This window comes from Pseudorhodoferax sp. LjRoot39, from assembly GCF_964253035.1.
Classification (GTDB): Bacteria; Pseudomonadota; Gammaproteobacteria; order Burkholderiales; family Burkholderiaceae_C; genus Pseudorhodoferax.
Genome location: NZ_CAXUQL020000001.1, coordinates 288,293 through 314,197, shown reverse-complemented (window position 1 = coordinate 314,197; position 25,905 = coordinate 288,293). Strand labels below are relative to the sequence as shown.

The following is a 25,905-nucleotide window of genomic DNA, read 5'->3' as shown; positions in this document are numbered from 1 at the left end:
TTGCGGATACTCCCCATGATTCTTGTCACCGGCGGCGCCGGCTTCATCGGCACCAACTTCGTTCTGGATTGGGTGGCCAAGGTTGGCGAACCCGTACTGAACCTGGACAAGCTCACGTATGCGGGCAACCTGGAAAACCTGGCCGGTCTGGCTGACGACGCCAGGCATCGGTTCGTGCAGGGCGACATCGGGGACACGGCGTTGGTCGGCCGCCTGCTGACCGAGAACGAAGTCCGTGCCGTCGTGAACTTCGCAGCCGAATCGCATGTGGACCGTTCCATCCATGGACCGGCCGCCTTCATCGAGACCAACGTGGTCGGCACCTTCGGGCTGCTGGAGGCCGTGCGCGCGTACTGGGGTGCACTGCCGGCCGAGCGCAAGGCGGCATTCCGCTTCCTGCATGTGTCCACCGACGAGGTCTACGGCTCGCTGGATGCGCAGGCGCCGGCCTTCACCGAGCAGCACCGCTACGAGCCCAACAGCCCGTATTCGGCCAGCAAGGCCGCCAGCGACCACCTGGTGCGTGCCTACCACCACACCTACGGCCTGCCGGTGCTGACGACCAACTGCAGCAACAACTACGGCCCGTTCCATTTCCCCGAGAAGCTGATCCCGCTGATGATCGTCAACGCGCTGGCCGGCAAGCCACTGCCGGTGTATGGCGATGGGCAGCAGATCCGTGACTGGCTCTACGTCGGCGACCACTGCAGTGCCATCCGACGTGTGCTGGAGGCGGGCCGCCTTGGCGAGGTCTACAACGTGGGCGGCTGGAACGAAAAGCCCAACTTGGAGATCGTGCGCACCGTCTGCGCTCTGCTGGACGAGAAGCGGCCGCATGCCGACGGCAAGTCCTATGCCGAGCAGATCGCCTACGTGACAGACCGCCCCGGCCACGACCGCCGCTACGCGATCGACGCGCGCAAGATCGAGCGCGAGCTCGGCTGGAAGCCGGCCGAGACCTTCGACACAGGCATTCGCAAAACGGTGGAGTGGTACCTCGCGAACGGCGACTGGGTCGCGCGCGTGCAAAGCGGCGCTTACCGCGAGTGGGTGTCGACGAACTACGGCGAGCGCGCTGCAGCATGAAGATCCTGTTGTTGGGCAAGGGTGGCCAGGTCGGCTGGGAGTTGCAGCGCAGCTTGGCACCGCTGGGCGAGCTGGTGGCATTGGACTTCGACAGCACCGAGCTGTGCGGCGACTTGAGCAGGCCCGAGGAACTGGCGGAAACCGTGCGTCGCGTCGCGCCGACCGTCATCGTGAATGCCGCCGCCCACACGGCAGTGGACAAGGCCGAGAGCGAGCCTGAATTTGCGCGCGCATTGAACGCGGTGGGCGTCGGTGTGCTCGCGCGCGAGGCGCAGGCGCTGGGCGCCTGGATGGTCCACTACTCGACCGACTACGTGTTCGACGGCAGTGGCGACCAGCCATGGACGGAACGCAGCCCGACCGGCCCGCTGTCCGTCTATGGCCGCACCAAACTGGAAGGCGAGCTGCTTCTTCAGCAGCAATGCCAACGGCATCTCATCTTTCGCACCAGCTGGGTCTACGCCGCGCGCGGCCAGAACTTCGCCAAGACCATGCTGCGCTTGGCAGCCGAGCGCGAGCACCTGACCGTGGTCGACGACCAGTTCGGCGCGCCAACCGGCGCGGAGTTGCTGGCCGATGTGACGGCATTGGCATTGCGTCGAACGCAGGCGGCGGGCGGCGATGCGCTGGCCGGTCTGTACCACCTGGTGGCTGCCGGCGAAACCTCGTGGCATGGCTACGCGCGCTTCGTGATCGACTTTGCCCAGCAGCGCGGACTGGTGCTCAAGGCGGTGGGCGACGCGGTACAGCCCGTCCCATCGACTGCCTTCAAGGTTGCGGCGCCGCGACCTGGCAACAGCCGTTTGGACACACACAAGCTGCGCGAAGCTTTCGGTGTGGTGCTGCCGCATTGGCAGGCCGGCGTGGCACGCATGCTCACGGAGAACTTGGAACGCCTCGCATGACGACGAAACGCAAGGGCATCATCCTGGCTGGCGGCTCCGGCACCCGGCTGCACCCGGCCACGCTGGCCATCAGCAAGCAGTTGCTGCCGGTGTATGACAAACCAATGATCTATTACCCGCTCAGCACGCTGATGTTGGCGGGAATTCGCGACATCCTGGTGATCAGCACGCCGCAGGATACGCCGCGGTTCCAGCAACTGCTGGGAGATGGGAGTCAATGGGGGCTGAGTCTGCAGTACGCAGTGCAGCCGAGTCCGGACGGATTGGCGCAGGCCTTTCTGATCGGAGAGGCCTTCCTGGATGGAGCGCCGAGCACGTTGGTGCTGGGCGACAACATCTTCCATGGCCACGACTTCCAGGATCTGCTGGAGAGCGCCGGTCGCCGCACAGACGGTGCAAGCGTGTTCGCGTATCACGTGAACGATCCCGAGCGCTATGGCGTGGCCCAGTTCAATGCCGAAGGCAGGGTCCTCTCCCTGGAGGAAAAGCCGCGCGAGCCCAAGTCGAACTACGCGGTGACAGGTCTGTACTTCTATGACGGACGCGCGGCAAAGCTGGCCAGGCAACTCAGGCCCTCCGCGCGCGGGGAGCTGGAGATCACGGACCTGAACCGGCTTTACCTCGACGAAGGCAAGCTCGATGTCGAGATCATGGGGCGGGGCTACGCCTGGTTGGACACCGGCACGCATGAAAGTCTGCTGGAAGCCAGCCAGTTCATTGCGACCATCGAGCACCGCCAGGGTTTGAAGGTAGCCTGCCCGGAAGAGATTGCTTTTCGCCAGCGGTGGGTCGATGCTGTCCAGCTCGAGCGGCTGGCGGCCCCTCTGCTCAAAAGTGGATACGGCCAGTATCTGCTGCGTCTGCTGAAGGAACAGGTGTTTTGATGAAGGTGACGCGGCTTGCGATTCCCGATGTGCTGCTGATCGAACCTAAGGTGTTCGGCGATGCGCGGGGCTTCTTCTACGAGAGCTTCAATGCCGAAGGCTTTCGCGCAGCAACCGGGGTGGATCTGGATTTCGTGCAGGACAACCACAGTCGCAGCAGCAAGGGCGTGATGCGCGGCTTGCATTACCAACTGCCGCCCCATGCGCAGGGCAAGCTGGTGCGTGTAGTGCGAGGTGCAGTGTTCGATGTCGCGGTCGATATCCGCGCTTCATCCCCGAGCTTCGGTCAATGGGTCGGCACCGAATTGACGGAGGACAACCACTGCCAGCTCTGGGTGCCGCCCGGTTTTGCGCATGGATTCCTGGTGCTGAGCGACACAGCCGACTTTATCTACAAGACAACCGGCTACTACGCGGCCACGCACGAACGGTGCATTGCGTGGAACGATCCGACGCTCGCAGTCCATTGGCCGCAAACAGGCGGCTTGCCGCAACTGTCGGCCAAGGACCAGCAAGGGTTGCCGTTCGCCCAGGCCGAGGTTTTTCCTTGACCCTAACCGCGAATGCGCCGACCGCTGTTGTCCAATCCTTATGGGTCCACCGGTCGCTGATCAGCCAGTTGGTCCGGCGTGAAGTCGCCGGCCGCTACGCCGGTTCCTTTCTTGGCATCGTGTGGTCCTTCATCAACCCGCTGTTGATGCTGACCATCTACACCTTCGTGTTTGGCGTGGTTTTCAAATCCCGCTGGCGCGCGGCTTCCACCGATCCACTGGAGTTTGCCGTCGTGATGTTCGGCGGACTCATCATCCACGCGCTGGTGGCCGAATGCCTGCAGCGCGCCCCAACGCTGATCGTGGGCAACGCCAACCTCGTCAAGAAGATCGTCTTTCCGCTGGAAACCTTGGCCTGGGTGTCGGTGGGAACGGCGCTGTTCCATTTCTTGATCGCGCTGCTGATTTTCGCTGGCGCCCTGTTCGTGTGGCAGGGCGCCATTTCCTGGTCGTTTCTGCTCGTACCGGTGCTGGTGTCGCCGCTGGTTTTGATGACCGTTGGCTTGGTCTGGATCGTGTCCTCTTTGGGCGTCTACCTTCGCGACATTGGCCAACTGATGGGCATCGTGACGGCCCTCCTGATGTTTCTGGCGCCTGTCTTCTATCCGTTGCATTCCGTGCCGGCGGGCTTTGCGCACTACCTTTATCTCAACCCGATCACGTTCATCCTGGAGCAGGTGCGCAACGCTGCGATCTGGGGCGAGCCGGTGAACTGGCTTGGCTGGGCGATGTATTGGGTGGTGGCGTACGCCGTGGCGTGGCTGGGATGGACCTGGTTCGCGCGTGTGCGCAAAGGGTTCGCCGATGTCCTCTGACCATGCAGCGATCCATGTCGAGAGCCTGAGCAAATGCTTCCAGATCTATGAGCGACCCAGCGACCGGCTGAAGTCGTTTCTGATGCCGCGCCTGCGGCACTGGACGGGGCAGCCGCAGAAGGCCTACTGCCGCGAATTCTGGGCGTTGCGCGATGTGTCTTTCGACGTCGGGCGCGGCGAGACAGTGGGGATCCTGGGGCGCAACGGGGCTGGCAAATCCACCTTGCTGCAACTCATCTGCGGCACCCTGTCGCCGACTGGCGGGGTTGTCGAGACCCGAGGCCGGGTTGCAGCACTGCTGGAACTCGGGTCCGGATTCAACCCTGATTTCACTGGTCGCGACAACGTCTACATGAATGCGGCCTTGCTCGGGCTGACCAAGCAGGAGACCGATGCGCGCTATGACGCGATCGTCGAGTTCGCCGACATTGGCGATTTCGTCGATCAGCCAGTCAAGACCTACTCCAGCGGCATGATGGTGCGGCTGGCCTTTGCTGTGCAGGCCCAGGTCGAGCCGGACATCCTCATCGTCGACGAGGCTCTTGCGGTGGGCGATGCGAAATTCCAGGCACGCTGCTTCGAGCGCTTGCGCCAATTGAAAGAGAACGGCACCAGCATTCTTCTGGTGACCCATTCCACAGAGCAGATCGTGACGCATTGTTCGCGCGCGATCCTGCTGAGCGATGGCGGTGTCCTGGATTCGGGGGAGCCCAGGCGCGTGGCCAACCGGTACCTCGACCTACTGTTCGGCAGAGAGCGCGCAGTGGCGCCTGCGGCGGCGCAGCCATCAACAAGCAGTGCCGCAGCACTTCCAGTGTGCGCCGCATTTCCGTTGAGCGACTCGGACGATGTGTTTGCGCAGCATCCGGGCTACAACCCCCACGAGTACCGATGGGGCGATGGTTCCGCGGCGATCTTGGACTTCTATCTCGCTGCGGACGAGGAACTCTATCCAGCCGTACTCTCGAGTGGCCAGACGATCCGGCTTGGCGTCTCCATCCGGTTCCAGAAGGAATTGCTGCGTCCCATCCTTGGGGTGACCATCAAGACCAAAGAAGGCGTGACCGTGTATGGCGCCAACTCGGAAACGCTCGATGCGCATGGCATTAAAGCGCTCGGCAAGTCCGATTCCTTGGTCGCCGTCGAGATGGCATTCACTTGCCGCCTGGCGCAGGGTGACTACTTCATTTCTCTGGGGGTCGCGACACGGGATGGCGAGGACATCGTGCCGCACGACCGCCGCTACGACTCCATTCATCTTCAAGTCGGTCCCGACGCGCGGTTCTTCGGACTGGCGGATCTGGGGCTGAGCTTCAGGAACATTTCGGCTTCATCATGAAAGACGATCTTTTGATCAAGGGATACACGCTCGATCCGGCGGCGCAGGTGTGGGTGCGCGAGGGATTCGGCGGCATTGCCTATAGCGATGGCGATGAGGTCGAGCAACGCATTGGATCCATCGTTGCCAATGTGGAGGATCTTAGCGTCCTCTCGACCGAACTGCGTGGACATTGCACCGATTGGCCGTCGCTGTACCACCTGACCGGAACGCGCGCCAACATCCTGCGTCCGTTTCAATTGACGCTGGCAGGCGCGCAGGTTCTGGAAATCGGCGCGGGCTGTGGCGCCATCACGCGTTACCTTGGCGAAAGCGGCGCACAGGTGCTGGCGCTGGAAGGCTCACCGCGGCGTGCCGCGATCGCACGTGCGCGGACGCGCGACCTTGCGAACGTGGAGGTGGTGGCCGACAGCTTCGAGCAGTTCTCGACTTCGCAGCGCTTCGACGTCGTGACGCTGGTCGGCGTGCTCGAGTACGCCAACCGTTTTGTGACTGGTGAATCCCCAGCGCAGGTGATGCTCCAGCGCGCGCGTGCACTGCTCAAACCGCAGGGGCGGCTCATCATCGCAATCGAGAATCAGCTGGGCCTCAAGTACTTTGCTGCGGCACCGGAAGACCATTTCGGCGTGGCCATGTATGGCGTGGAGGACCGGTACCGGGCCGATGAGACTCAGACGTTCGGCCGCGCTGCACTGCAAGCCATGCTGCACGGAGCAGGTTTCGTGCAGGTCCAGTGCATGGCACCGTTCCCGGACTACAAGCTGCCGTTGTCCATCGTCACGGAAGAGGGATTTCTCGCACAGGACTTCGATGCCACTGCATTCGCCTGGCAGAGTGCGCGCCGCGACCCGCAGTTGCCGGAGGTGCTGGCTTTCTCGCCGGAACTTGTCTGGCCTGTGCTGGCCCGCAACGGACTGGCGCTGGACCTGGCGAATTCCTTCCTGTTCGTTGCCAGGCAGGCACCGGTTGTGCCGGATGCGTCGCCGGTATTGGCGTACCACTACAGCACCGACCGCGCCAAGCCGTACTGCAAGGAGACGCAGTTCGTGCGGCAGGACGGCGGAGCGATCAAGCTGGAGTACCGGCGCCTTGTTCCGTCCGAGGGTGTCGCCTCGGCGCATGTGCAGCATGTGCTGGGGGCTTCTGCGGCCTACGTCCACGGCGTTCCCTTGTCGCTTGGCTTGATCCGGGCCGTGTCGGCCGATGGATGGACGTCAGAGGAAGTCGGGGGGCTTCTGCGCGCCTATCTGCGCACCGCGGCCGATCTGGCGGAAGGCGCGCAGATGCCTGCAGTTCCCTGGGACGCCAACACCCGATTGCCGGGTGTCTTCTTCGATCTCGTGCCTCAGAACATCATTGTCAAGCCGCAGGGTCAGGGCTTCGCAGTGATCGACCGCGAATGGGTCTTGCGGGACGGGATCTCCGTTGGTTGGCTGCTGTTCCGGACTTTGCTGCTGCTCCTCAATTCCGTTTCCCGTTTTGGTCGCTGCGCCGACGCGATGGAGTGGACGCGCCAAAGTTTCGTGCTTACGACGATTCAGGCCACGGGTCTGCACGTCGACGTGCATGACATCGAGAACTACGCTCGTGAGGAAGCGCAGCTGCAGGCCGAGTTGACGGGAACGGTGCTGGCGGATCGGCTGGACTGGGCTGCTAGTGCCGCGCTGCCAATGGACAACTTGTCATCGGCCGTGCAACGCCGCGGGATGCAGCTGAGCCAGTTTGCAGAAGCACATGAGCGACTTCAGAAAGAGTTCGACGAGCGTACGGCCTGGGCTTTGCAGCTTGACGCGACCTTGTCGCAAACACAGACCGAGTGCAAGTCATTGCAGGAGCGTCTCGCCCATGCCGATCAAGAGCGCAGCCAGTTGAATGCGGGCATCGCTGCTCAGCGCACGCTGCTCGGCAATGTGCAGTTGCAGTTAGCCCAATCTCAGCGCGACCGTGCAGACATAGAGGCCAAGCGCGCCGCACTCGCCGGATCCTTGTCGTGGCGTGTCACCAAGCCATTGCGCATGTTGGCGCGTATTGCGCGCGGTGAATGGTCTACGATCCGTACGCTCGTGGCGCCGGAGATCGTGCGGCTAGCGCGCGCCAGCTACAAGCGCGCACCTATTCCCGGTCATATGAAAGACCGGGCTGCTGCGATTGCGTATCGCCTGGCAGGCCCGCTGTTCACGGGGGTCGTCCATTATGAAATCTGGCGCCGGCAACGCGACAATGCGCCGCTTGCCCCGGTGGGCGAAGGTCCGGTGCCGCAGGAGGACTTTGCCGAGGTGCTGTCTTCGCTTCGCTTTCCCGTGGTCGCTAAACCCGATGTTTCCATCGTCATCCCGACCTACGGCAACCTGGAACACACCCTGGCATGTGTGCGATCGATTGCCACGCATATGCCGCGTGCGTCCATCGAAGTGGTTGTCGCCGAAGATGCATCGGGCGACCCGCAGATCGACCTGATTCGCCGCATCCCTGGGCTGCGCTACATCAGCCATCCACAGAATCTGGGATTCCTGCGGTCTTGCAATGCTGCCGCGAAGCAGGCTAAAGGGAGGTATATCTACCTGCTCAACAACGACACGGAAGTGACTGCGGGCTGGCTCGATAGCATGCTGGCCTTGTTTGAGAAGCATCGCGACTGCGGCCTCGTTGGTTCCAAGCTCGTCTATCCAGATGGGCGATTGCAGGAGGCCGGGGGCATCCTGTGGCGCGATGGGTCTGCCTGGAATTGGGGGCGGCTCGACGATCCATCCCGCCCTGTGTACAACTACGTGAAGGAGGCGGACTACTGTTCGGGCGCTTCTCTCATGATCCCTGCCGCGCTCTGGCAGCAGTTGGGTGGTTTCGACGAGCACTACCTGCCGGCCTACTATGAAGACACCGACTTGGCATTCCGCGTCCGTGCGGCAGGCAAGACAGTGATGTACCAGCCACAGTCGGTCGTCATCCACTACGAGGGTATTTCCCACGGGACGGACACCGGGAGCGGCATCAAGGCGCATCAAGTCGAGAACCAGAAAAAGTTTTATGCGCGCTGGAAATCCACCTTGGAGCGTGAGCACCTCGACAACGGCGTCAATCCATTCAGGGCGCATGATCGTTCCATTGGCAAACGCACGATTCTTGTAGTCGACCACTATGTCCCGCAACCAGACCGGGACGCTGGCTCCCGCAGCATCTGGTGTTTCCTCCGCGAGTTTCGTGCCATGGGCCTGAATGTGAAGTTTTGGCCAGCCAACCACTGGCACGACACGCAGTACTCGCCTTTGCTGGAACAAGAGGGCATCGAGGTCTTCTACGGCAATGAATTCGTTGGACGTTACGCAGACTGGATCCAGGCGCACACGCAGGATCTCGACTATGTGTTCCTGAATCGCCCCCACATCGCGGTGGACCACTGGGAGGCAGTGCGCTCCCACACCCGAGCCAAGCTGCTGTATTACGGGCACGATCTTCACTACGCCCGCCTGATGCTTGAGTTCGAGAAGACCGGGGAAAATCGCCTGCATCGCGAAGCCGCACAGATCCGCGCCGTCGAGGAGATGTTGTGGCGCAACTGTGATGTCGTGTATTACCCCTCTGCAACGGAGACACGGGTTGTCCAGTCCCTGTTACCGCAGGTGGCTGCGCGAACCGTTCCGTTGTACTTCTTCGAGCAGCCCTATCCTGCCGTTGCGCGAGAGGGGCGCGATCCGCATGCGTTGCTGTTTGTCGCGGGATTCGGGCACCCGCCCAATGTCGATGCGGCGAAGTGGTTGGTAAAAGACATCTTCCCGCGCATCAAGAGCCAGTTGCCAGATGCCACTCTTGCGCTGGTTGGTTCCAATCCGACTGCCGAGGTGCAGGGCCTCGCGAGCGACGGCGTCCGGGTGATCGGCCATGTCAGCGATGACGAGTTACATGCGTACTACAGGCGCAGCGGGGCCGCCGTGATTCCGTTACGGTTCGGAGCGGGCGTCAAGGGCAAGGTGCTGGAAGCCTTGCACCATGCGTTGCCGATGGTGACCACCTCCGTTGGAGCCCAGGGGCTCGCTGGCATCGAAGAGGTGGCCGCGGTCGCGGATGAGGCCCAGCAAATCGCCGACGCACTGCTCCTGCTGATGTCCGATGCACGGGCCTGGGCCATAACGGCTGTCGCTGGCGCGGATTTCGTGCATGCGCGCTTCTCACGGGAGGCGCTGCGCCGGGTGTTTGAGATGGACATCGACGTACGTGCCTGAGAAGAGGGCGCAGCTGTTTGCGGATGTGTTGCCGGTGGCGGGTAGCCTTCATGGCGCCGCAGTGCCGATGGATGCGCACAGGAAGCAGTCATAAAAAGTCCGCTGCATGGGTTGAACGGGCAGATAGGGCGGGCAACTCCGTGCTTCAAAGCGGCGGGCCTTCAGTTTTTCACGGCTCGCATGGAGCGTCTGAGCAATCAAGACGGCTTGCATGCGAGGCCGATCAGATCACATCGATGGGGAGGCGCTCCGATGCGCATTGCAGTACTGATTCCTTGCTACAACGAAGCCGTGGCCATTGCCAAGGTGGTGGAAGATTTCCGCGCGGCGTTGCCGCATGCGGAAGTCTGGGTGTTTGACAACAACTCACGCGACAGCACGGCAGAGATCGCAACTGCGAGCGGTGCCCATGTGCGCCACGTGACTCTGCAGGGCAAGGGGCATGTGGTGCGCCGCCAGTTCGCTGATGTCGATGCCGATGTCTATGTAATGGTGGACGGGGATGACACTTACCACGCAGCCAGTGCTCCGCAACTCGTGCGCTGCTTGCTCGAAGGTGGGCATGACATGGTTGTTGGCGTTCGCAAGGCTCAGGTGGAGGACGCCTATCGTGCAGGCCATGTTTGGGGCAACCGAATGTTGACCGGGTTTCTCAGTTGGCTGTTCGGGCGCAACTGCCGCGATATCCTGACTGGCTACCGCGCTTTCTCGCGCCGCTTCGTGAAATCCTTTCCGGTGCTCAGCAGCGGTTTTGACATCGAGACCGAACTGACGGTGCATGCGCTCGAAATGAAGATGTCGGTGGGCGAAGTCGAGACACCCTATAAGGAACGTCCGGAAGGCTCTTTCAGCAAGCTCAGCACTTACAAGGATGGGTTTCGCATCCTGCGCACGATGCTGCGGCTGTTCAGCGCCGAGCGTCCGTTGGTCTTCTTCGGGGGGCTCGGTGCGGGGTTGGCTGTCGTGGCTGTGGTGCTGGTTGTTCCGGTGGTGTTCGAGTTCCTTGCGACCGGCCTGGTGCCGCGCCTGCCGACGGCCCTGTTCGCAACCGGGGTGATGCTGGCCGGCTTGCTCAGCGGTACGGTTGGACTGATTCTGGACACGGTGACCCGTGGCCGGCATGAGACCAAGATGCTGGCGTACCTGAACCAGTCTGCGCCGCGCTAAGCAGGCCGATGCAGCGCTTTGGACTGTTCTGCATCGCTGGTGGGCTCGCCTTCCTGGTGGATGCGGGGGTGTTGTACGCGCTGACCACATGGGCAGGTGCTGGCCCGTACTGCGCCAGATTGGTGTCGTTTCTGTGTGCGGTTTCGACCACGTGGCTGTTCAACCGCTCGATCACGTTCGCTGACACGCGTGCCGAGTCGTCTCGCTGGCTTGAATGGGGGCGCTACCTCGTATCACAGCTGGGTGGGTTCGCCGCCAATTACTTCGTCTACGCCGCGTTGGTGTGGCGCATGGACATCGTGGGCCGCTGGCCGGTGCTCGGCGTCGCGGCAGGATCGCTGGCTGGCTTGGTGCTGAACTATGTATCGGCTCGACGGTATGTGTTCGGACGCAAATGAAGGTGAAAGTGTGACGACAGAGAAAAATTGCGTTTTGGACGCATGCGCCGCAGTGCTGCAGATCTTGCGCGGGCGGGCTGGATGGAGCGTGGCGCTCGCAGTGTTCTGCGTCTGCGCACTGCGTAATCTGGAACTGCCGGGGCTCTACATGGATGCGATCAATCCGGACTACCTGGTGGCGCGCTGGCTGCATCCTGCGCTGGCCAATCCGGTCTGGATTCTGCCGGGCCCGAAGCTGCCGATCCTGGGCAATCTTTACCACGGCACGCAGACACTTTGGCTGGGGTTACTGACCTACGGTGTACTCGGTACCTCGGTGGTGTCCGCGCGGCTCACCCACGCGCTGTTCGGTGCCGTCATCGTTCTGTTCGCCTGGCTGATCTTGCGCCGGATCACCGGGCGCCCGCTCTTGGCCGTGGCCCTGGCAACGGTGCTGGCGACTGACATGGCATTTCTCGGCTCCTTCCGTACGCAGGCCTACATCATTCTGGCGGGGCAGGCATGGATGATGTGCGGGGTCTATCTTGCATTGTGCGCTGCGCAGCGAGGCCAGACCGTTAGCCGGCTGCTCTTGGTGCTGTGCGGTGTGTCGATGGGCCTGGCCGTCTACGGCTACTTCGTCTTCCTGTTCTTTCTGCCGCCAGTGGCATGGCTGGCTGTTTTCGGCGGGGGGCGAGAGGGGGCGATGCCGCGTGTTTCAGCCTGGGCCGCGGGCTTTGCGATCGGCATGCTGCCGTATGTCGTCGGGTATGCGGGGGTGATGTATGCGTCCGGCGGGCCGGCGCCATTTGTGGAATGGCTGCGCAATGCCCTGACTGGCCTGAAACCCACTGGGGCCAGTCCCGACTATCTGTCCGGATTGGCGAGTGCATTCACCCATGCGCGGATGGGCATGGCGGGCGTGGGCAATGAACTGATGATGACCAACCAGATTCTCTCCGCCAGCCAGACCGTCGCCAAACCGACCCTGACGGTCATCGCGATGGCGGTCTGTCTCATGGGCGCCTGGCACGAGAGACGGCGCGATCCGCGTTGGGCGCGGACATTGCTGGCGTTTGCTCTTCTGCCTGCAGTCTACGTGCTGTTGGCCGCGGGTTTTGGCGCCAGGATGGGGACGCACCATTTCACCGTACTGGTCGCCGTGGGCTATCTTGTGCTCGGCACGGCTTTGCATTGGCTTTCGGTCCGGCTAAGTGGTGGCCTGCAGACGCATGCAGTTGCCGGTGTGTTATTGCTGGTGCCGTTGCTCGTATCCAACGTCATCCAGCAGAACCGAGTCCATGCTGCACTGGTGCAAACGGGGGGCACAGGAATGAGCAGCGATGCGCTGGTGGTTCTGTCGCGCACCGCTCTTGCAGAAAAGCAGCGGGCGGTGTGGTACTTCCCGGAATGGGGGTTTTTCATGCCATTCGCGTTCCTCACGGGAAATCAGGTAATTTACGAGCTGGATGTCACCCCCGAATTGCTGCGCAAGCATCTTGATACAACGCCGGACGTGCGTGTGGCATTCTGGAAAGAAAGCGACCGTGCGCGCTATATGCAAGTATTGCAGGAAAACGGAGTTACCGATATTCAGAGCGATACCCTCGTTCAGCGCAATGGAAAGCCGGTCGTGCATGTGATCGCAGGCCAGCGGAAAATTCCTCCGTTGTCTGCGAATATCACGGATTTTGGTCCGCATGAAAGCCGCGTCGGCGAGCCGATCAATCTTCAGCCTGGCGGTGATTCGGCCATCTGGGTCAGATATGAAGGCCACATACCCAACGGTACCGTCATTGTGATGGACGGGCGACGGCTTGAGAGCCAGGTAGCCCCCGGCTTGGTGGTTGCCAAGGTTGATGCTGCCATACTGGCAGTACCCGGTGAGAAACGGATTTTTCTGGAGAAGCGTTCCGCCGCGGGAGTCGAGCGCTCGAACGCCGTTTCACTGCAGGTGACGCCCTGAAATGAATACCATGCCGTCGGCGACGATGCGCCGTTTCTCGTTGCGGCAACTGGTTTTTGGCAGCAAGACACTGCATGAAACTATCGAGAGCCACGATAACAACTACACGCTGGTGCGCTTGGTTTTGGCCGCGAGCGTGATCTATTTCCATTCGTTTGCGCTGACCGGTGCAACAGGGCACGTAGACCCTATTTTGGAGTTGCTGTGGCCGGTCACGGACGTGGGAGGCTTGGCGGTCAAGCTGTTCTTCTTGCTCAGCGGCCTGTTTGTCACCCAAAGCCTCCACAAGAATCCTGATGTCCTGGGTTTTGTTTTAAAACGTTTTCTCAGAATCTGGCCGGGCTACTTCGTATGTCTTCTGGTCACGGCGATTTTGGCGGTGATCGTCACAGGGCAAGACGCTCGCTGGTACTACCTGAAATCACAGGGGCTGTACGACTATGTGTTACGCAACAGTATTTTCAAGCTGACCTGGCAGGTGGATGGTTTGCTGGCAACGAATCGTCTGCCGACCATCAATGGTCCCATCCACACCTTGCCGATGGAAGCCAAGATGTACGCGCTCTTGGCTTGTCTCGGTGCGGCGGGCATTTTGCGGACAAGCGGCCGCATTGCGGCGACGGGCATTGCCGCGCTGGCGCTCGCATTGCTTTTGGACGCTCTTGGCGGATTTCCCAATGGATTCTTCGACGCGGACTGGAGCCTTGGCGCAGGCCTGATGTTTCTGACGGGCGTTGTCCTTTATGGCGTGTCCGCATGGCTGAAGCCTGCACTGTGGCAGGGAATGGCTCTGCTGCCGGCGCTGGTGTGGGGTAGCGGCGTGGTGTACTTCATCGCCTTCTATGCCTTTGCGATCTGGCTTATGTTGATGCTTGGCCAAGCGGAAGCTTTGGGACGTTTGCTTCGGCCGCATCAGGATTGGAGCTATGGCATCTACATCTACGGCTGGCCCAGCCAGCAGATCGTTTTGGCGTTGGTGTCGCAGACGTTGCATCCGCACGTCCTCAGCGCACTTGCCCTGGGTTTGGCCACCGTGTTCGCTGCGTGGAGCTGGCGCTTGGTCGAAAAGCCGGCCATCGACCTGGGGCGGCAATTCGACGGAACCCCTTTGCCGCGCGCCCCGTTCCGACATCGGACACTCCTGGTGGTGCTGACGGGTCTGGTGGTGTTCTGCGTGGCGGCGCGTTCCATTGCGCATAAGTGGGCGGTCGGACCGGAGCGGCCGATGGCTGCGAAGATCACGGATTTCGGTCCCCATGACACCCGCGCTGGAACCGCGGTCAATCTACAGCCTGATGGTCATTCGGCCATCTGGATCCGGTTTGAAGGCAGGCCTCCGGCTGGTGCGGTCATCGTGATGGATGGACACCGGCTGGACAGCCAGCTGGCAGCAGGCGTGGCGACAGCGAGAGTCGGCGCAGGGCTGTTGGCTTTGCCGGGTGAGAAAAAAATCTACCTTGAATACCGTTCGACCGCGGGGGTCGAACGTTCGAACGAGGTGTCGTTGTGGGTTCGTCCCTGATACGACCGCACGAGCTTGCAGCGCCCACATTGTCGGCCCAATCCGCTGCTAATGAAAGTCAGCGGGCGGCTTGTCCAATTGCGTCGGTGGCAGATGGGGTCTTGATCGCTTCGGCCGTGATCGCCTTGCGCCGCTTGAGCTCGTCGAGGCGTCGATCGACAAGCACGACGACTAGCCACGAAATGCACAGAGTCAGCAGGAACGAGGCCAGGAAAAAGGGGAATGTTCGCCCCTGCGGCAGGAGCAGCCAGACAAAAACGCCCGCGACCGTGTGGAACAGATAGACCGGGTAGGACAGATCGCCTAGCCAGGCATCGATTATTCCGGTCTTGCGCGGAGCCAGTGACAGTGCAACCCAACCGGAGAGCAAGACCGAGAAGTAAAGGCCGTAGCTCCATGGCCAAGGGTCGTACCACAGCCAGACAAGGCCATTGGCCAACCAAGCCAAGACACTCAAGGCTGGTGCCTCAAAGCGGGTCAGCCTCGGCCTGTAATGCACGAGCAACGCTCCAAATGCAAAGACCCAAAAGGCTGTGAGGAACGAAGAGTAACGTACCGGAAAACTGCCAGGGGCGAATCCGTGCACGCAGTTCAAGAGGAGACTCAAGATAAGACCCAGCCACGCAGCAGGCCGGCTGAAGGCCATCAAGGGCATCAGCACATATGCTCCGACTTCCACAGCCAGGGCGCCTGAAACCGGGACGAAGAGTCCCTGCACAGGAAGCGGAATCAGAACGCTATTGCTCAGCCAAGTCTGCCACCCCTTTGGCCAAGAAAATTGCGGATTGAGGGCTACAAGATCGATGTTGTAACGGGGCAGTGCGAGAATTGCAATGGCGCCAAGAATACAGGCTATCCAGTATGCGGGAAAGATCCGCAGGAAGCGATTGATGGCGAAGTCCTTCAGTCCATTGGGGGTGTTGCCGTACTTTCGCTGAAGTACGTGTGTCATCAAAAATCCGCTCAGTGCAAAAAAACCCCACACCGCGTAAGCGGCCGGCCCGTGGATCATGCCCTCCCACAAATGTGAAATCACGACCAGAAATGCCAGAAAGAATCGCCAGCTACCAAATCCAAACTTCATGATTTATCTACTATTTCTATGTTTGTCTGATCAATGCGGTATAGGCAAAGCCGCAACTGGCGATCAAGAAGCCAATGTACGTGGCGAGCTTCAGCGTGCAATCGTGAATAAGGTCAGTCCCTCAAGCGCTAGATTCCAAAATTTCAGTAGTTCCATTTGTGCGCGCCGGCGAATCGTCGATCGGGTCGGTAGGGCACTGCGACAGCTGCAAATCCGACGGAATCAGCGGACGCTAAACGCCGGAAATGCCGAATCGCACGATCAATGCACAATCGAGAGAGGAGCCTTGTTCCTAGCAGCAGAGCGCCCACACCTTGAGTTGACCAGTGCGGTCGGCCGTTGTGGGGGGCTGGACGGTACTGGGGGGGCGCGGCTCTGCATTCCTGTCCTCAATGAAGTGCTTGACCAATTCTTAACCCTACCAATGAACGGCGAGGCGATCAATGCCGCCTCGATGGCGTCGAAAGAGGCGCGCATCAACCGCGCCTTAGGTGCCGTGGCTCACCTTTGAGTCGACGCTGACAGTCAACAACTGGACGTCATTTGAACACAAGCCCGATTTGACGAGATGAAGGGCCTCACCCCTGAGGGCAGGTTATCTGGCAGCAATCCGTAGCACCTCCACAACCCGATCCTGTTGCTCATTCGATAACCCAACCCAAAGTGGTAAGCGGACCAGCCTCTCAGACTGTTGGTTCGTAACATCCAAATCGCCATGCGGCCGGCCATAACGCTTCCCTGCGGGGGATGAGTGGAGCGGGACGTAATGAAAAACCGACCAAATCTCATTCCTCTTAAAAGAATCGAGAAGCTTCTGGCGGTCGAGTTCCGGAGCCAGGAGAACATAGTACATATGTGCATTGTGTTCACAGTCATCTGGAACAATCGGACGCCTCAGTATTCCTTTGGCTTCCAGCGGTTCCAAAAGCTCGTGATAACGCTGCCAGCTAGCGAGCCGCTGTTTGGTTATGCGATCTGCCTCTTCAAGTTGCGCCCAAAGGAACGCAGCAATGAGTTCCCCTGGCAGAAAGGATGAACCCACCTCTTGCCAAGTGTACTTATCCACTTCCCCCCTGAAAAAACGGCTACGGTCAGTGCCCTTCTCGCGGACGATCTCTGCGCGAAGCCTCATATCGGGGTCATTAACGAGCAGCGCGCCGCCTTCCCCCGATATTACGTTCTTCGTTTCGTGAAAACTGTACGCTCCCAGGTCACCAATACTACCTAATGCGCGCCCTTTGTAGGTCGACATTACTCCCTGAGCGGCATCCTCGACGACCTTCAGCCCATGGCGCCGAGCGATGGCCATGATCGCATCCATCTCGCATGCCACTCCCGCGTAGTGAACGGGAACAATAGCACGGGTACGCGGCGTGATCGCAGACTCGATCAGCCGCTCGTCCAAATTTAACGTACTTTCCCTGATGTCAACAAACACGGGAACCCCACCGCGAAGGACAAATGCATTGGCGGTCGATACGAACGTGTACGACGGCATGATGACTTCGTCACCAGGCTGAATATCTAGCAGCAGAGCGGCCATCTCGAGTGCCGCCGTGCAAGAGTGAGTGAGCAAGCCCCTACTGCATCCGGTTCGCTGCTCCAGCCAGCCATGGCAGCGCTTGGTAAAAGGGCCATCACCTGCCAAGCTACCGTTGAAGTGTGCTTCAGCAATGTAATATAACTCTTTGCCTGACATATGAGGCAAATTGAAGGGGATTTTAATGTCCATATTCGATAACAGCAAGGCACCAGTTGTATGCAGTGCGATCTCCGCATTCTCTGGATTTTAAGGAAAAAACACCGAATGATTCATGGATGGCGCCAAGCAACTTATTAAGTTCATTCGATGTGTTGGAGAATATCAATGTTGACATGCCCTTCTTCAGCTCGAAGCTAAATCGCTTATCTTCCCGAAGAGAGACTAAGTGCATCTTATCCCCAGACCAGGGGAACGTGTACGCCAAGGTGTCTATGTAATCGAAGCTACGCTTTTTCCCTTCAAAGTAATCAATGTAGTCGCCGCGCGAACTTAAATTGGTCTTTGAGTAAACGATATTGAAAACTGCGCCTTCGGCCAATCGAAGCGCAGAATCTTTGAAGTCGATTTGCGAGGCGTACAAACTCTTTGAATCAATCCCGCTGAAAGAAAAGCTTGCCGAGTTGTTGTGCGGAAAAGCCGAGCTGGCGAAGCTCAAAAGAACTGCCGCCTGAACTATAAAAAATTTTGCCTTGGAGAAAATCACTGAGTCTAGTGCAGAAAAAAGCACCGCCAGCGCAATGGCAAAAGCCGGGAAGAATAATGAAAAATAATGGGGTGATATTATTAGGCTGCCCCCAATGAATAGGTCAAAAATCAAAACAAAAAACAAGGGAAAAGAAAATCCAAGAAGCGAGCCTCGCAGTCTTAATTTATAGCGAGCGTTCTTAGCATGGTGCGAGCGATCAAACCAGAAAATAAACGCGACCGAGAGGAAAAGTAGTGCCCCAATCCAAGGCGCAGAGTTTTGAATTGCGAATTCAATTGGTTGATTGAACTTCTGGCCAGAACCCTGAAGTGAGTTTTGCGCACGACCAAAACTGTACGAAAGGAAGAATTTCTCAATGCCGAGATGTTTTGCGGCAATATTGATTATGTATATTACTGATATAAATCCAAGGGAATAGTGCAGTAGGTATTTTGCAAGGTTTCTTGATAAAAGATTTGGCAAGCTAATCTTCAAGAGCCCTGCTGACGGCGCCTTGCTTGGCGAGATAAGGAATAATAATGGGATTAAGGCGAGGAGGTATGGAATTGCGGAAAATATATGGGCTGATAGCGACAGCGCAAGCCAGGTGCCAGATTGAAAAAAGTATGCCCAGTGATGCCTTTTGAGCGCGTATGCCAAAAAGGCAAGTGATACAAGTGAGTATATCGCCGCCGGCCCATCCGCTCCGCCAGAAACAATGGAAATGACAACCAGTGGATTGCATGTGAAGAAGATCATCAATAATGACCTGTATCTTCTTTGTTCGAGGATCAGGTCGCAGATCTTTATTGAGGCAATGCAATAGATTAAAAATAGTGCTAAATTGAAAATCAGGCGACCTTCTATTTCCCCCAAATAGCTCCCAAGCAAGCGAAGCGGGCCGATGTAGCTGATTCTGGAATGTTGGTACGTAGCACCATTGACGGCCAAGCCAAAGCTATCAACTTCTTTGTAAGCATCATCTACTGTCGCATAGCTGGTGTAAACAGCGGCATCTACCCAGCCCGGTCTGGGGTAATGCTCGTACAAGACAAAATGAATACGAAGGGACTTCCCCAATCCCAGCACGGTGTCCAGGCACCAAGATTGACTCGCGGAAGTTCAATCTGAAACAGGAAAGGGGAAGTCCATGGCAGAGATTACACGGGCGCCGGTGGCGCGGGTAGGGGTCGATCTGTCCAAGCGGGTCTACCAGGTTCACGCGGTCGATGCGATTGGGCGCGTGGTCGTAGCCCGCGCGTTGCCGCCGGACCGCTTCTTCTCTTGGTGCGCGGAGTTGCCGGCCGGTTGCATCGTGGCGATGGAGACCTGCGGTGGCGCACACCATGTGGCCCGCCGGTTGCGCGTGCTGGGCCTGGATGCGCGGCTGATCGCAGGCCACTTCGTCACGCCCTACCGCATGGCTGGCAAGAGCGGCAAGAACGACGCCAATGATGCCGCTGCCATCTGCGAGGCCGCAGCTCGCCCGCACATGCGCTTCGTGCCGGTCAAGACGGCCGAGCAGCAAGGCCAGCTTGCCGTGCACCGGCTGCGCGAAGGTTTCAAGGAAGAGCGCACAGCGTTGATCAACCGCATCCGCGGCCTGTTGACCGAGTTCGGGCTGGTCTTCGCGCAAGGTCCGGACGCGCTGCGCCTGGTGCTGGCCAGCGTGATCGAGGACGCCAGCAACGAGTTGCCCGGCGTGGCACGGTTGGCGCTGCAACGCGCGCATCTGCACTGGATCGACGTCGACCTGCAGATTGCCTGGTGCGACGAGCGCATTGCCGCCCACGTGCGCGCCGATGCGCGGGCGGCCAAGGCAGCCACTCTGCTGGGCATCGGTCCGACCACGGCGTCGGCGCTGGTTGCCAGCGTGGGCAACTTTGGCCAGTTTGCCAACGCGCGGCAGTTCGGCGCCTGGCTCGGCTTGGTGCCCAGCCAGAACTCCACCGGCGGCAAAGCCAGGCTCGGGGGCATCACCAAACGCGGCGACGACTACTTGCGCACGCTGCTGATCCAGGGCGCCAAGTCGGCCGTGATGAGCGCGGCCAAACGCAGCGACCGCATCAGCCAGTGGCTGGTGCAACTGAAAGAGCGCGTGGGCTGGCAAAAGGCCGTGGTGGCGCTGGCCAACAAGAACGCGCGCATTCTGTGGGCGGTGCTCACGCGCGACGGTGCATTCGACCCCGACCATGTGCCCCAAATACCGGCGGCGCGGCAGAAGCCGCAACTGGCATGAACTGATTCTCTGAGTTGGACGTGCGATAGCAGATAACCACCACAGGTCAGACCGGCAGCAGGTGAGCTCGATAACTCGTCCGTGCTTCAAGCACGACGAATGAATGGAGTCCTGCTGAGCGGTTCGTATCTGGGGCCTCGGACCAACTGGCCGACAAAAGCCCGCCTGTAGATGTGCAGTCTGTCCTTTTGCGGTGGCTTCTGAGTTCATCGTGCGTCCGCGATCAATGAATGCGAATACCGTTTATCAGGAAGAAAACCTATGAGCCGCTGTTGACGAAAGGGGAAGTCCCTGTAAAAGAGTTAGCGCCAAAAAAAATATAGATATCGAGGTAAAGGAATATCTACTTTGCTTTTTCTTCATTGTTCAGACGCCGCAAGGAAATATTTGGAAGTCCTGGATGAGTTCTGGCGTTTTGTCGCAATCAAGCATTGCGAAAGACAAAAAAACGTACTGACAAGAAAAGATATGCTGCGACCACAAATATTGCCGCTGCCTGGACAACTTGATGCGGAAATCCCAGCCAGTCTGCGAACATAAGAAGCAGTAATAAGTTCAAAAGATACCCGGAGCACTGCACAATAAAGTAACGAGTGCCGCTGCGACCTATGCTGCCACTATGCTGAAAGGTAAATCGGCGGTTTGCGAGAAAGCTAGCTAATGCACCCAGGATATAAAGAATAGTCATTGTTAGCTTTGGATGGCCCCATGCATGGGTAATGAGTAGATAGATCAAATACCCCAATGAGTTGGTTGTCAGACCAATCAATGCATAGCGAAAGAACTGACGAAAAATTCTCCCGAAATTTTTCTTAGAGTTCATCAAGCACCGCCAAACCAAATCCTGTTATTCCATATCCGTTGCCGTTGTATAACATGTACCGTGAACCTTTGTGATCGAAAACAAACGGATACTCAATCATTTCAGAATCCCATCCGCTGGGTGAGACATCAATGCCGGCACCGTCCAAGTCCAACGTCCATTTTTTTTCATCCTCAGACCTGGCATAGCCGATGCGATACTTTTCGCCAGCCCCGCTGCGAAAAGAGAACCACATCTCAAGATTTCGATCACTGTTCCTGACCACAGTTGGTCTTGAGAAAGCTTGAGCAGTTCCAAGCTTGTATGGTATAGACAGGCCTGTCCTGCTCCAGTTATTACCGTCGTAAGACGAGGCATGTTGAATTACATGCAACATCTCTCCATTTCCTGCATCCCATATGAGTGTAGAGCCATACCACATATCGAATCCACCAAATGGTCTTGCTTGGACCCAAGGGTAAGACAGGCTAATCGGGTCAGTTGAATCGCTCCCCATAAAGGGCTCTTCATCGTCCAGTTGAAGCGACAGCTCCGGAGTCACTACCAGTCGCCCTATGTCGCCCCGCCAGCGCCCACTTGGTGGATTTTGCCACCCCATGAATAACATGTACTTAACACCATTTGCCTCGTAGCAGTTGCCAATACTTACGCCATCGGAATAAAAACTTCCGACTGGACCATGCTCGAAAAATGGAAAGTGATGCTCGGCGCAAATTTTACGCTGAGCAATGTCGATATCAACTGCTCCCACTGATGAGCGATTATGCTTGTCGCGGGAGCTGAAAAAGATACGATAAATATCACCTGATAAGTGGACGGGCAGTGGATTGGAGGCGTGCGAGAGCAGTTTCGGGTGCCGGATCGATTTACTAGGGGCATATAGTTGGCCTAGTTTTATCCAACGCTTTGTCATATACCTCTCAACCTGGTACTTGGTACTTTTGATCGCTCCGTCGCTGCGCCTATGTAGACGCCCTCAGGCGCTGCGTCTTTAAGTAGGAGTACCCCAGCCCCTACGACACATTTGTCGCCAATCTTGACATGGTCTCGCAATGTTGCGTTGACGCCGACAAAGCATTGCTCACCAATCTCGACCCCACCGGATACCACCACATGGGATGCAATAAAGGTGTGATCGTGAATGAATGAATGATGGCCAATATGGTTTCCACTCCAAAGCGTTACATTGTTTCCTATTGTTACGAATGGTTGAATGGTGTTGTCTTCGAGAATAAAACAGTTCTCGCCGATCCGTCCTTCATTGAGAATTGTCGCGTTCGAGCTGAGGAAGCTAGCTAGCTTGTAGCCCATCGCCTTCGCCGCGAGAAACTTATCTTTGCGTATCGCGTTCAGTTTCGAGTAGCTAAGTGCAATAAAAAGGCTATGGGAGTCAGGCGGGTATTCTTTAGCAACATTCTCAAACTCAATAACCGGTAGTCCGCAAAATTCGGTTTCTTTGATGTAGTTCGCGTCTACCGTAAAAGCAACGGGCTTGTAGTCGGAGTCCGTGCTGAAATAGTAGTGTGCGAGTTCGGCGATGTGGCCGGAGCCGAAAATCACAATGGGTTTCTTCATGGCGCCTTCCTCACCAGAATCGTGAACTCGTAGAGACCATAGTCATGAAGCAACGCGACCTGTGAAGAATAGCGTTGCTTGCACAAATCAAATAATCGACACGGATCTGCATAATAGAGATAGTCGCGCCTTTTATCATTGTCTGAGTACGAAGTCAAGCAGTTGAACGCAAAACCGAGACTGCTGGTTCGGTTCAAAATCTCCAATGTGTCCTGTAAATAGTCAAGCCACTCGGCGTCAGTTGACCCCAGGCGGACATTAAAAATTCCACTAGCCACACCGTAATCCGCTATTCGGTCTGGCTCTGCTGAGGCGATGAAACGAGTTTGCTTAACTGCGGCGTGCCGTTTCTCGGCGGCGACGATCATTTCGTGCGAAACGTCCACTCCAAGATAGTTGCAGGCAAGGCGCTTATCATGTAGATAGTCCAGCAATGCGCCATAACCGCAGCCCAGGTCGTTGAGAGAAAAAACAGGCTGCCTCGGATCAACTATCTTGTGCAGCTGCTCAAAACGTCTGTTCTGGCTTTCTTCTCCATTCCAGTCGACACCACGAGGCGTGTCTCCATGTTCTGCAAGCTTTCCGGAGTAGTAACTCGCAACCTCGGCAAGCAAACCATTCTCACTTTGTAGAGAGTTCATGAGGCTCTTTCCCTAGTTAATGCGCTTGGCTAGATACTGATCAATGGAGCAAGGCTCCTCCACGTTGAATCCAAGGAGCTCTTTTTGCTCGGGGCTGAGATCAGCGGTCTTAAGAAGCTCTGGTAGCTTTATCTGCTGCTTAAAATAGGGGATCGTGTACACATGGTTGACCGCCCTGCGCTCTTTGGCGGTGCTGTTGCTTCCCCCGCTATGGAAAAGCATGCAATCCAGCAAAATGTACTGACCCGATCGTGCCTCAATTTGCAAGGCATTCCTCTTGATGTACGATCCGGACGGATAATTGGCAGTTTTGTGCGTGGCAGGCAGTACGAACGTTGAGCCGTTTTCCAGGGTGAAATCATCTAGACAAAAGAGCGCATTAATAGCCAAAGGACTATTGGAAACATAGTGCTGGTAGGGTAAATCGCGATGCCACGCTCCTTGGTTGTATTTTTCGTTCGGCGGATTGATAATTCCATTCTGCTGGTTGAGGATGAATTTCCCGATGATCAGCTTGCTCAGTACGTCTAGAAGATTCTGATTTGTGACCAGCCGGAGAAATGCTGGATCACCTTGTGTGAGGGGCGCGCGGATTGTGTGGAACTCTTTTGCGCTGCGTAGGCGCGCTTCACTATACGTTTGTATGTAGTTGGCGCGTGTCAGATTAAAAGAATCTGACAGAAGCTTTAGTTCAGTCGCAGAATAGCCGGAATCTAAAATAGCATAGCCAAGTCTCCTGACCTGCTCCGCAATTTCATCAAATTCCGATGTTGGATCGTCCTGCGAGAGCACTCCGTAGCGGTCATGCGGTATTGGGCTGAAGGAGGTCGTCATGCGATTAGTTTCCTTGGATTTGCTTCTGGTGAATCTCCCGAATAATAGTGTACGGTCGTTGTTTCACCTCGGAAAATATCTTGGATAGATAGATGCCTTGAACGCCTAAAAAGAATATAATTAGTCCAGAAAAAAACCAAATAGATGCAATAAGGGATGTGTATCCACTGGGTGGCGAAGAAATAAAGAAGTAGCGCAGAAAAAGATATGAAATGAAGATCAGCGCTGATATCGATATGAGCAGGCCGGAATAAAATGTATAAACAAGTGGAACACTACTAAAAGATGTAATGGCGTTGACTAAATGGCTTAACTTTCTAGAGAAGGTGTATGTAGTAGGGCTAGTCGAATGCTTACTAACCGAGTGAGCTGTTTGCTTGAATCCTGTGACTATCCACAAACTGCCTATGTTCAACTCCCGCTCACGATGGCTGAGCAAGGCTCGCACATAACGCTGCGTCATAAGCCGGGCGGTTACGATGTTGTCGGGTTGATTAATACCGGTCAGCTTGCGGAAGATTTTGTAGAAAGCAGCACCTGACGCCTTCTCGAAGATACCCCCCTTCCTCTCTACCTGGATGCCGTAAACCACATCGCACCGCTCCCGCACCATCTGCTGGTTGAAGCGAGGGAGCCACTCAGGCTCTTCTTCAAGGTCGCAGTCGACAAGAAAAACAAGCTCTCCTTTGGCGTGCGCAAGACCCGTCATCATAGCTTTGTGATGTCCAAAGTTACGCGACAAGTCAACCACAACAACATGTGGATCTTGTTCTGTGAGTTTGATGGCCAACTCGAGGCTGTCATCCGGTGAGCCATCGTTTACTAGGACGATCTCAAACTCATCACCAACTAGCTGCCTTGCCGTATCGCTCGCTCTTGCGTGAAACTCATTTATGTAGCTTGCAGACTGGTAAAGAGTTGTAACGATCGAGAGCTTTGTCTTCATGTCACATGCCTCATATAGCGCGCAGCATCTTTACCGCAGTTAAACAGCAGATCGAGGATCGTGACACCATGAATGAAATCACCCCACAGCTGCGGATATTCGGGGTAACCAGCGTAGTCAAACCAGGTCAACTTGATTCCCAAGTCAGAAAACACATTCTCGTCAACATAGTCCTTGGCTGCTGGCCCGGAGATGTATTCGGTCCCGCCAGCTTGCACACACAGATCCGCTAGGCGCTCAGTCTTTCCGCCCTGCAGTTTGTAGTCATAGGAGTTGCTAATGACCGTTGTAATCCCAAAATAAAAGCAGATGGCTTCAATAAAGCGTCGATTTAGCTTGGAAATCTGGGTGAATCTCTCGCTGAGGTAGATGGGTTCAAGCCATGACGCGACTTCGGAAAAATGTGATGCCCGCCGATAATTCTGAGCTATTGCTTTCCAATGCGCTGCGGCCCAGTCAGCACCATCGATTTCCGTTTCGCAAATTTTCTGGTGATACTTCCCTTTCACCAGAACGGGTACGGTGAGCCACTGAGCACCTTGAGGAGTCTTGATCAGGTTTCTGTTGCGCCAGTCGCGGCGGGTGTACTGCATGTCGTCGTAAAGGATGAATTCATCCACGGCGGCGATCATGTCGAAATAGCCTTTCCAGGGAATGTAATTGGACTGTAGTATGGCAATTTTCTTCATTTGAAAATTGGTTTCTT

23 protein-coding genes are annotated in these 25,905 nt (G+C 57.3%); 12 read left to right on the top strand and 11 right to left on the bottom strand.

Features of this window, described 5'->3' with window-relative positions; genetic code table 11:
* Positions 1–15 precede the first annotated feature (15 nt).
* The 7 genes from rfbB to ACSQ4M_RS01465 are packed head-to-tail and all read left to right on the top strand — an operon-like array spanning position 16 to position 9,797.
* Entirely contained in the window at positions 16–1,086 is a 1,071-nt protein-coding gene (gene rfbB / locus ACSQ4M_RS01495; protein WP_436187916.1) for a dTDP-glucose 4,6-dehydratase, read from the top strand.
* A complete protein-coding gene (gene rfbD / locus ACSQ4M_RS01490; RefSeq protein WP_436187915.1) occupies positions 1,083–1,991 on the top strand; it encodes a dTDP-4-dehydrorhamnose reductase in 909 nt (302 codons plus the stop codon). Before rfbB ends, rfbD begins: the two co-directional genes overlap by 4 nt.
* On the top strand, positions 1,988–2,875 hold the full coding sequence (gene rfbA / locus ACSQ4M_RS01485; RefSeq protein ID WP_436187914.1) for a glucose-1-phosphate thymidylyltransferase RfbA: 888 nt from the start codon (positions 1,988–1,990) through the stop codon (positions 2,873–2,875). Before rfbD ends, rfbA begins: the two co-directional genes overlap by 4 nt.
* Entirely contained in the window at positions 2,875–3,426 is a 552-nt protein-coding gene (gene rfbC, locus ACSQ4M_RS01480) for a dTDP-4-dehydrorhamnose 3,5-epimerase (RefSeq protein WP_436187913.1), read from the top strand. Before rfbA ends, rfbC begins: the two co-directional genes overlap by 1 nt.
* On the top strand, positions 3,423–4,241 hold the full coding sequence (locus ACSQ4M_RS01475) for an ABC transporter permease (protein ID WP_436187912.1): 819 nt from the start codon (positions 3,423–3,425) through the stop codon (positions 4,239–4,241). Before rfbC ends, ACSQ4M_RS01475 begins: the two co-directional genes overlap by 4 nt.
* Positions 4,231–5,580 carry an ABC transporter ATP-binding protein gene (locus ACSQ4M_RS01470; protein WP_436187911.1) on the top strand — a complete coding sequence of 450 codons (1,350 nt, stop codon included), beginning with the start codon at positions 4,231–4,233 and terminating at the stop codon, positions 5,578–5,580. Before ACSQ4M_RS01475 ends, ACSQ4M_RS01470 begins: the two co-directional genes overlap by 11 nt.
* Positions 5,577–9,797, top strand: coding sequence for a glycosyltransferase (locus tag ACSQ4M_RS01465; RefSeq protein WP_436187910.1), 4,221 nt, complete (start codon positions 5,577–5,579; stop codon positions 9,795–9,797). Before ACSQ4M_RS01470 ends, ACSQ4M_RS01465 begins: the two co-directional genes overlap by 4 nt.
* A gap of 48 nt (positions 9,798–9,845) precedes the next feature.
* Here the strand turns inward: ACSQ4M_RS01465 and ACSQ4M_RS01460 are convergent, their stop codons facing one another.
* On the bottom strand, positions 9,846–10,010 hold the full coding sequence (locus tag ACSQ4M_RS01460; protein ID WP_436187909.1) for a hypothetical protein: 165 nt from the start codon (positions 10,008–10,010) through the stop codon (positions 9,846–9,848).
* A 39-nt stretch (positions 10,011–10,049) separates the two neighbouring features.
* Between ACSQ4M_RS01460 and ACSQ4M_RS01455 the strand changes: the two genes are divergently transcribed.
* From ACSQ4M_RS01455 to ACSQ4M_RS01440, 4 genes are all read left to right on the top strand, one after another.
* Entirely contained in the window at positions 10,050–10,964 is a 915-nt protein-coding gene (locus ACSQ4M_RS01455; protein ID WP_436187908.1) for a glycosyltransferase family 2 protein, read from the top strand.
* 8 nt (positions 10,965–10,972) lie between these two features.
* On the top strand, positions 10,973–11,362 hold the full coding sequence (locus ACSQ4M_RS01450; RefSeq protein WP_436187907.1) for a GtrA family protein: 390 nt from the start codon (positions 10,973–10,975) through the stop codon (positions 11,360–11,362).
* 88 nt (positions 11,363–11,450) lie between these two features.
* The gene (locus tag ACSQ4M_RS01445) at positions 11,451–13,307 is read left to right on the top strand and encodes an ArnT family glycosyltransferase (RefSeq protein ID WP_436187906.1); all 1,857 of its coding nucleotides are present in this window, start codon (positions 11,451–11,453) and stop codon (positions 13,305–13,307) included.
* Between the two features lies 1 nt (position 13,308).
* Positions 13,309–14,829, top strand: coding sequence for an acyltransferase family protein (locus tag ACSQ4M_RS01440; protein WP_436187905.1), 1,521 nt, complete (start codon positions 13,309–13,311; stop codon positions 14,827–14,829).
* A 58-nt stretch (positions 14,830–14,887) separates the two neighbouring features.
* Here the strand turns inward: ACSQ4M_RS01440 and ACSQ4M_RS01435 are convergent, their stop codons facing one another.
* The 3 genes from ACSQ4M_RS01435 to ACSQ4M_RS01425 form a co-directional block, all read right to left on the bottom strand.
* Positions 14,888–15,913: an acyltransferase family protein gene (locus tag ACSQ4M_RS01435; protein WP_436187904.1), complete on the bottom strand. Its 1,026-nt coding sequence runs from the start codon at positions 15,911–15,913 to the stop codon at positions 14,888–14,890.
* A gap of 595 nt (positions 15,914–16,508) precedes the next feature.
* Positions 16,509–17,645 (bottom strand): dTDP-4-amino-4,6-dideoxygalactose transaminase, encoded by a 1,137-nt coding sequence (gene rffA, locus ACSQ4M_RS01430; RefSeq protein ID WP_436193948.1) that lies wholly within the window; start codon positions 17,643–17,645, stop codon positions 16,509–16,511.
* Entirely contained in the window at positions 17,635–19,191 is a 1,557-nt protein-coding gene (locus ACSQ4M_RS01425) for a hypothetical protein (RefSeq protein ID WP_436187903.1), read from the bottom strand. The genes rffA and ACSQ4M_RS01425 overlap by 11 nt, the downstream gene beginning before the upstream one ends.
* A 100-nt stretch (positions 19,192–19,291) precedes the next feature.
* On the opposite strand from ACSQ4M_RS01425, the gene ACSQ4M_RS01420 reads away from it, so the two are divergent.
* Complete coding sequence (locus ACSQ4M_RS01420) at positions 19,292–20,380, top strand: IS110 family transposase (protein WP_436187902.1); 1,089 nt, start codon at positions 19,292–19,294, stop codon at positions 20,378–20,380.
* A 424-nt stretch (positions 20,381–20,804) separates the two neighbouring features.
* Here the strand turns inward: ACSQ4M_RS01420 and ACSQ4M_RS01415 are convergent, their stop codons facing one another.
* From ACSQ4M_RS01415 to ACSQ4M_RS01385, 7 genes are read right to left on the bottom strand one after another with little or no spacing between them, the layout of a single operon-like run.
* Positions 20,805–21,203 (bottom strand): GtrA family protein, encoded by a 399-nt coding sequence (locus ACSQ4M_RS01415; protein WP_436187901.1) that lies wholly within the window; start codon positions 21,201–21,203, stop codon positions 20,805–20,807.
* The gene (locus ACSQ4M_RS01410) at positions 21,193–22,116 is read right to left on the bottom strand and encodes a hypothetical protein (RefSeq protein WP_436187900.1); all 924 of its coding nucleotides are present in this window, start codon (positions 22,114–22,116) and stop codon (positions 21,193–21,195) included. Before ACSQ4M_RS01410 ends, ACSQ4M_RS01415 begins: the two co-directional genes overlap by 11 nt.
* Positions 22,113–22,778 (bottom strand): acetyltransferase, encoded by a 666-nt coding sequence (locus tag ACSQ4M_RS01405; protein WP_436187899.1) that lies wholly within the window; start codon positions 22,776–22,778, stop codon positions 22,113–22,115. Before ACSQ4M_RS01405 ends, ACSQ4M_RS01410 begins: the two co-directional genes overlap by 4 nt.
* Positions 22,775–23,419, bottom strand: coding sequence for a methyltransferase (locus ACSQ4M_RS01400; RefSeq protein ID WP_436187898.1), 645 nt, complete (start codon positions 23,417–23,419; stop codon positions 22,775–22,777). Before ACSQ4M_RS01400 ends, ACSQ4M_RS01405 begins: the two co-directional genes overlap by 4 nt.
* A 12-nt stretch (positions 23,420–23,431) precedes the next feature.
* Positions 23,432–24,253 carry a phytanoyl-CoA dioxygenase family protein gene (locus ACSQ4M_RS01395; RefSeq protein ID WP_436187897.1) on the bottom strand — a complete coding sequence of 274 codons (822 nt, stop codon included), beginning with the start codon at positions 24,251–24,253 and terminating at the stop codon, positions 23,432–23,434.
* 4 nt (positions 24,254–24,257) lie between these two features.
* Positions 24,258–25,199, bottom strand: coding sequence for a glycosyltransferase family 2 protein (locus tag ACSQ4M_RS01390; RefSeq protein ID WP_436187896.1), 942 nt, complete (start codon positions 25,197–25,199; stop codon positions 24,258–24,260).
* On the bottom strand, positions 25,196–25,888 hold the full coding sequence (locus tag ACSQ4M_RS01385; RefSeq protein WP_436187895.1) for a WbqC family protein: 693 nt from the start codon (positions 25,886–25,888) through the stop codon (positions 25,196–25,198). Before ACSQ4M_RS01385 ends, ACSQ4M_RS01390 begins: the two co-directional genes overlap by 4 nt.
* Between the last annotated feature and the right edge of the window lie 17 nt (positions 25,889–25,905).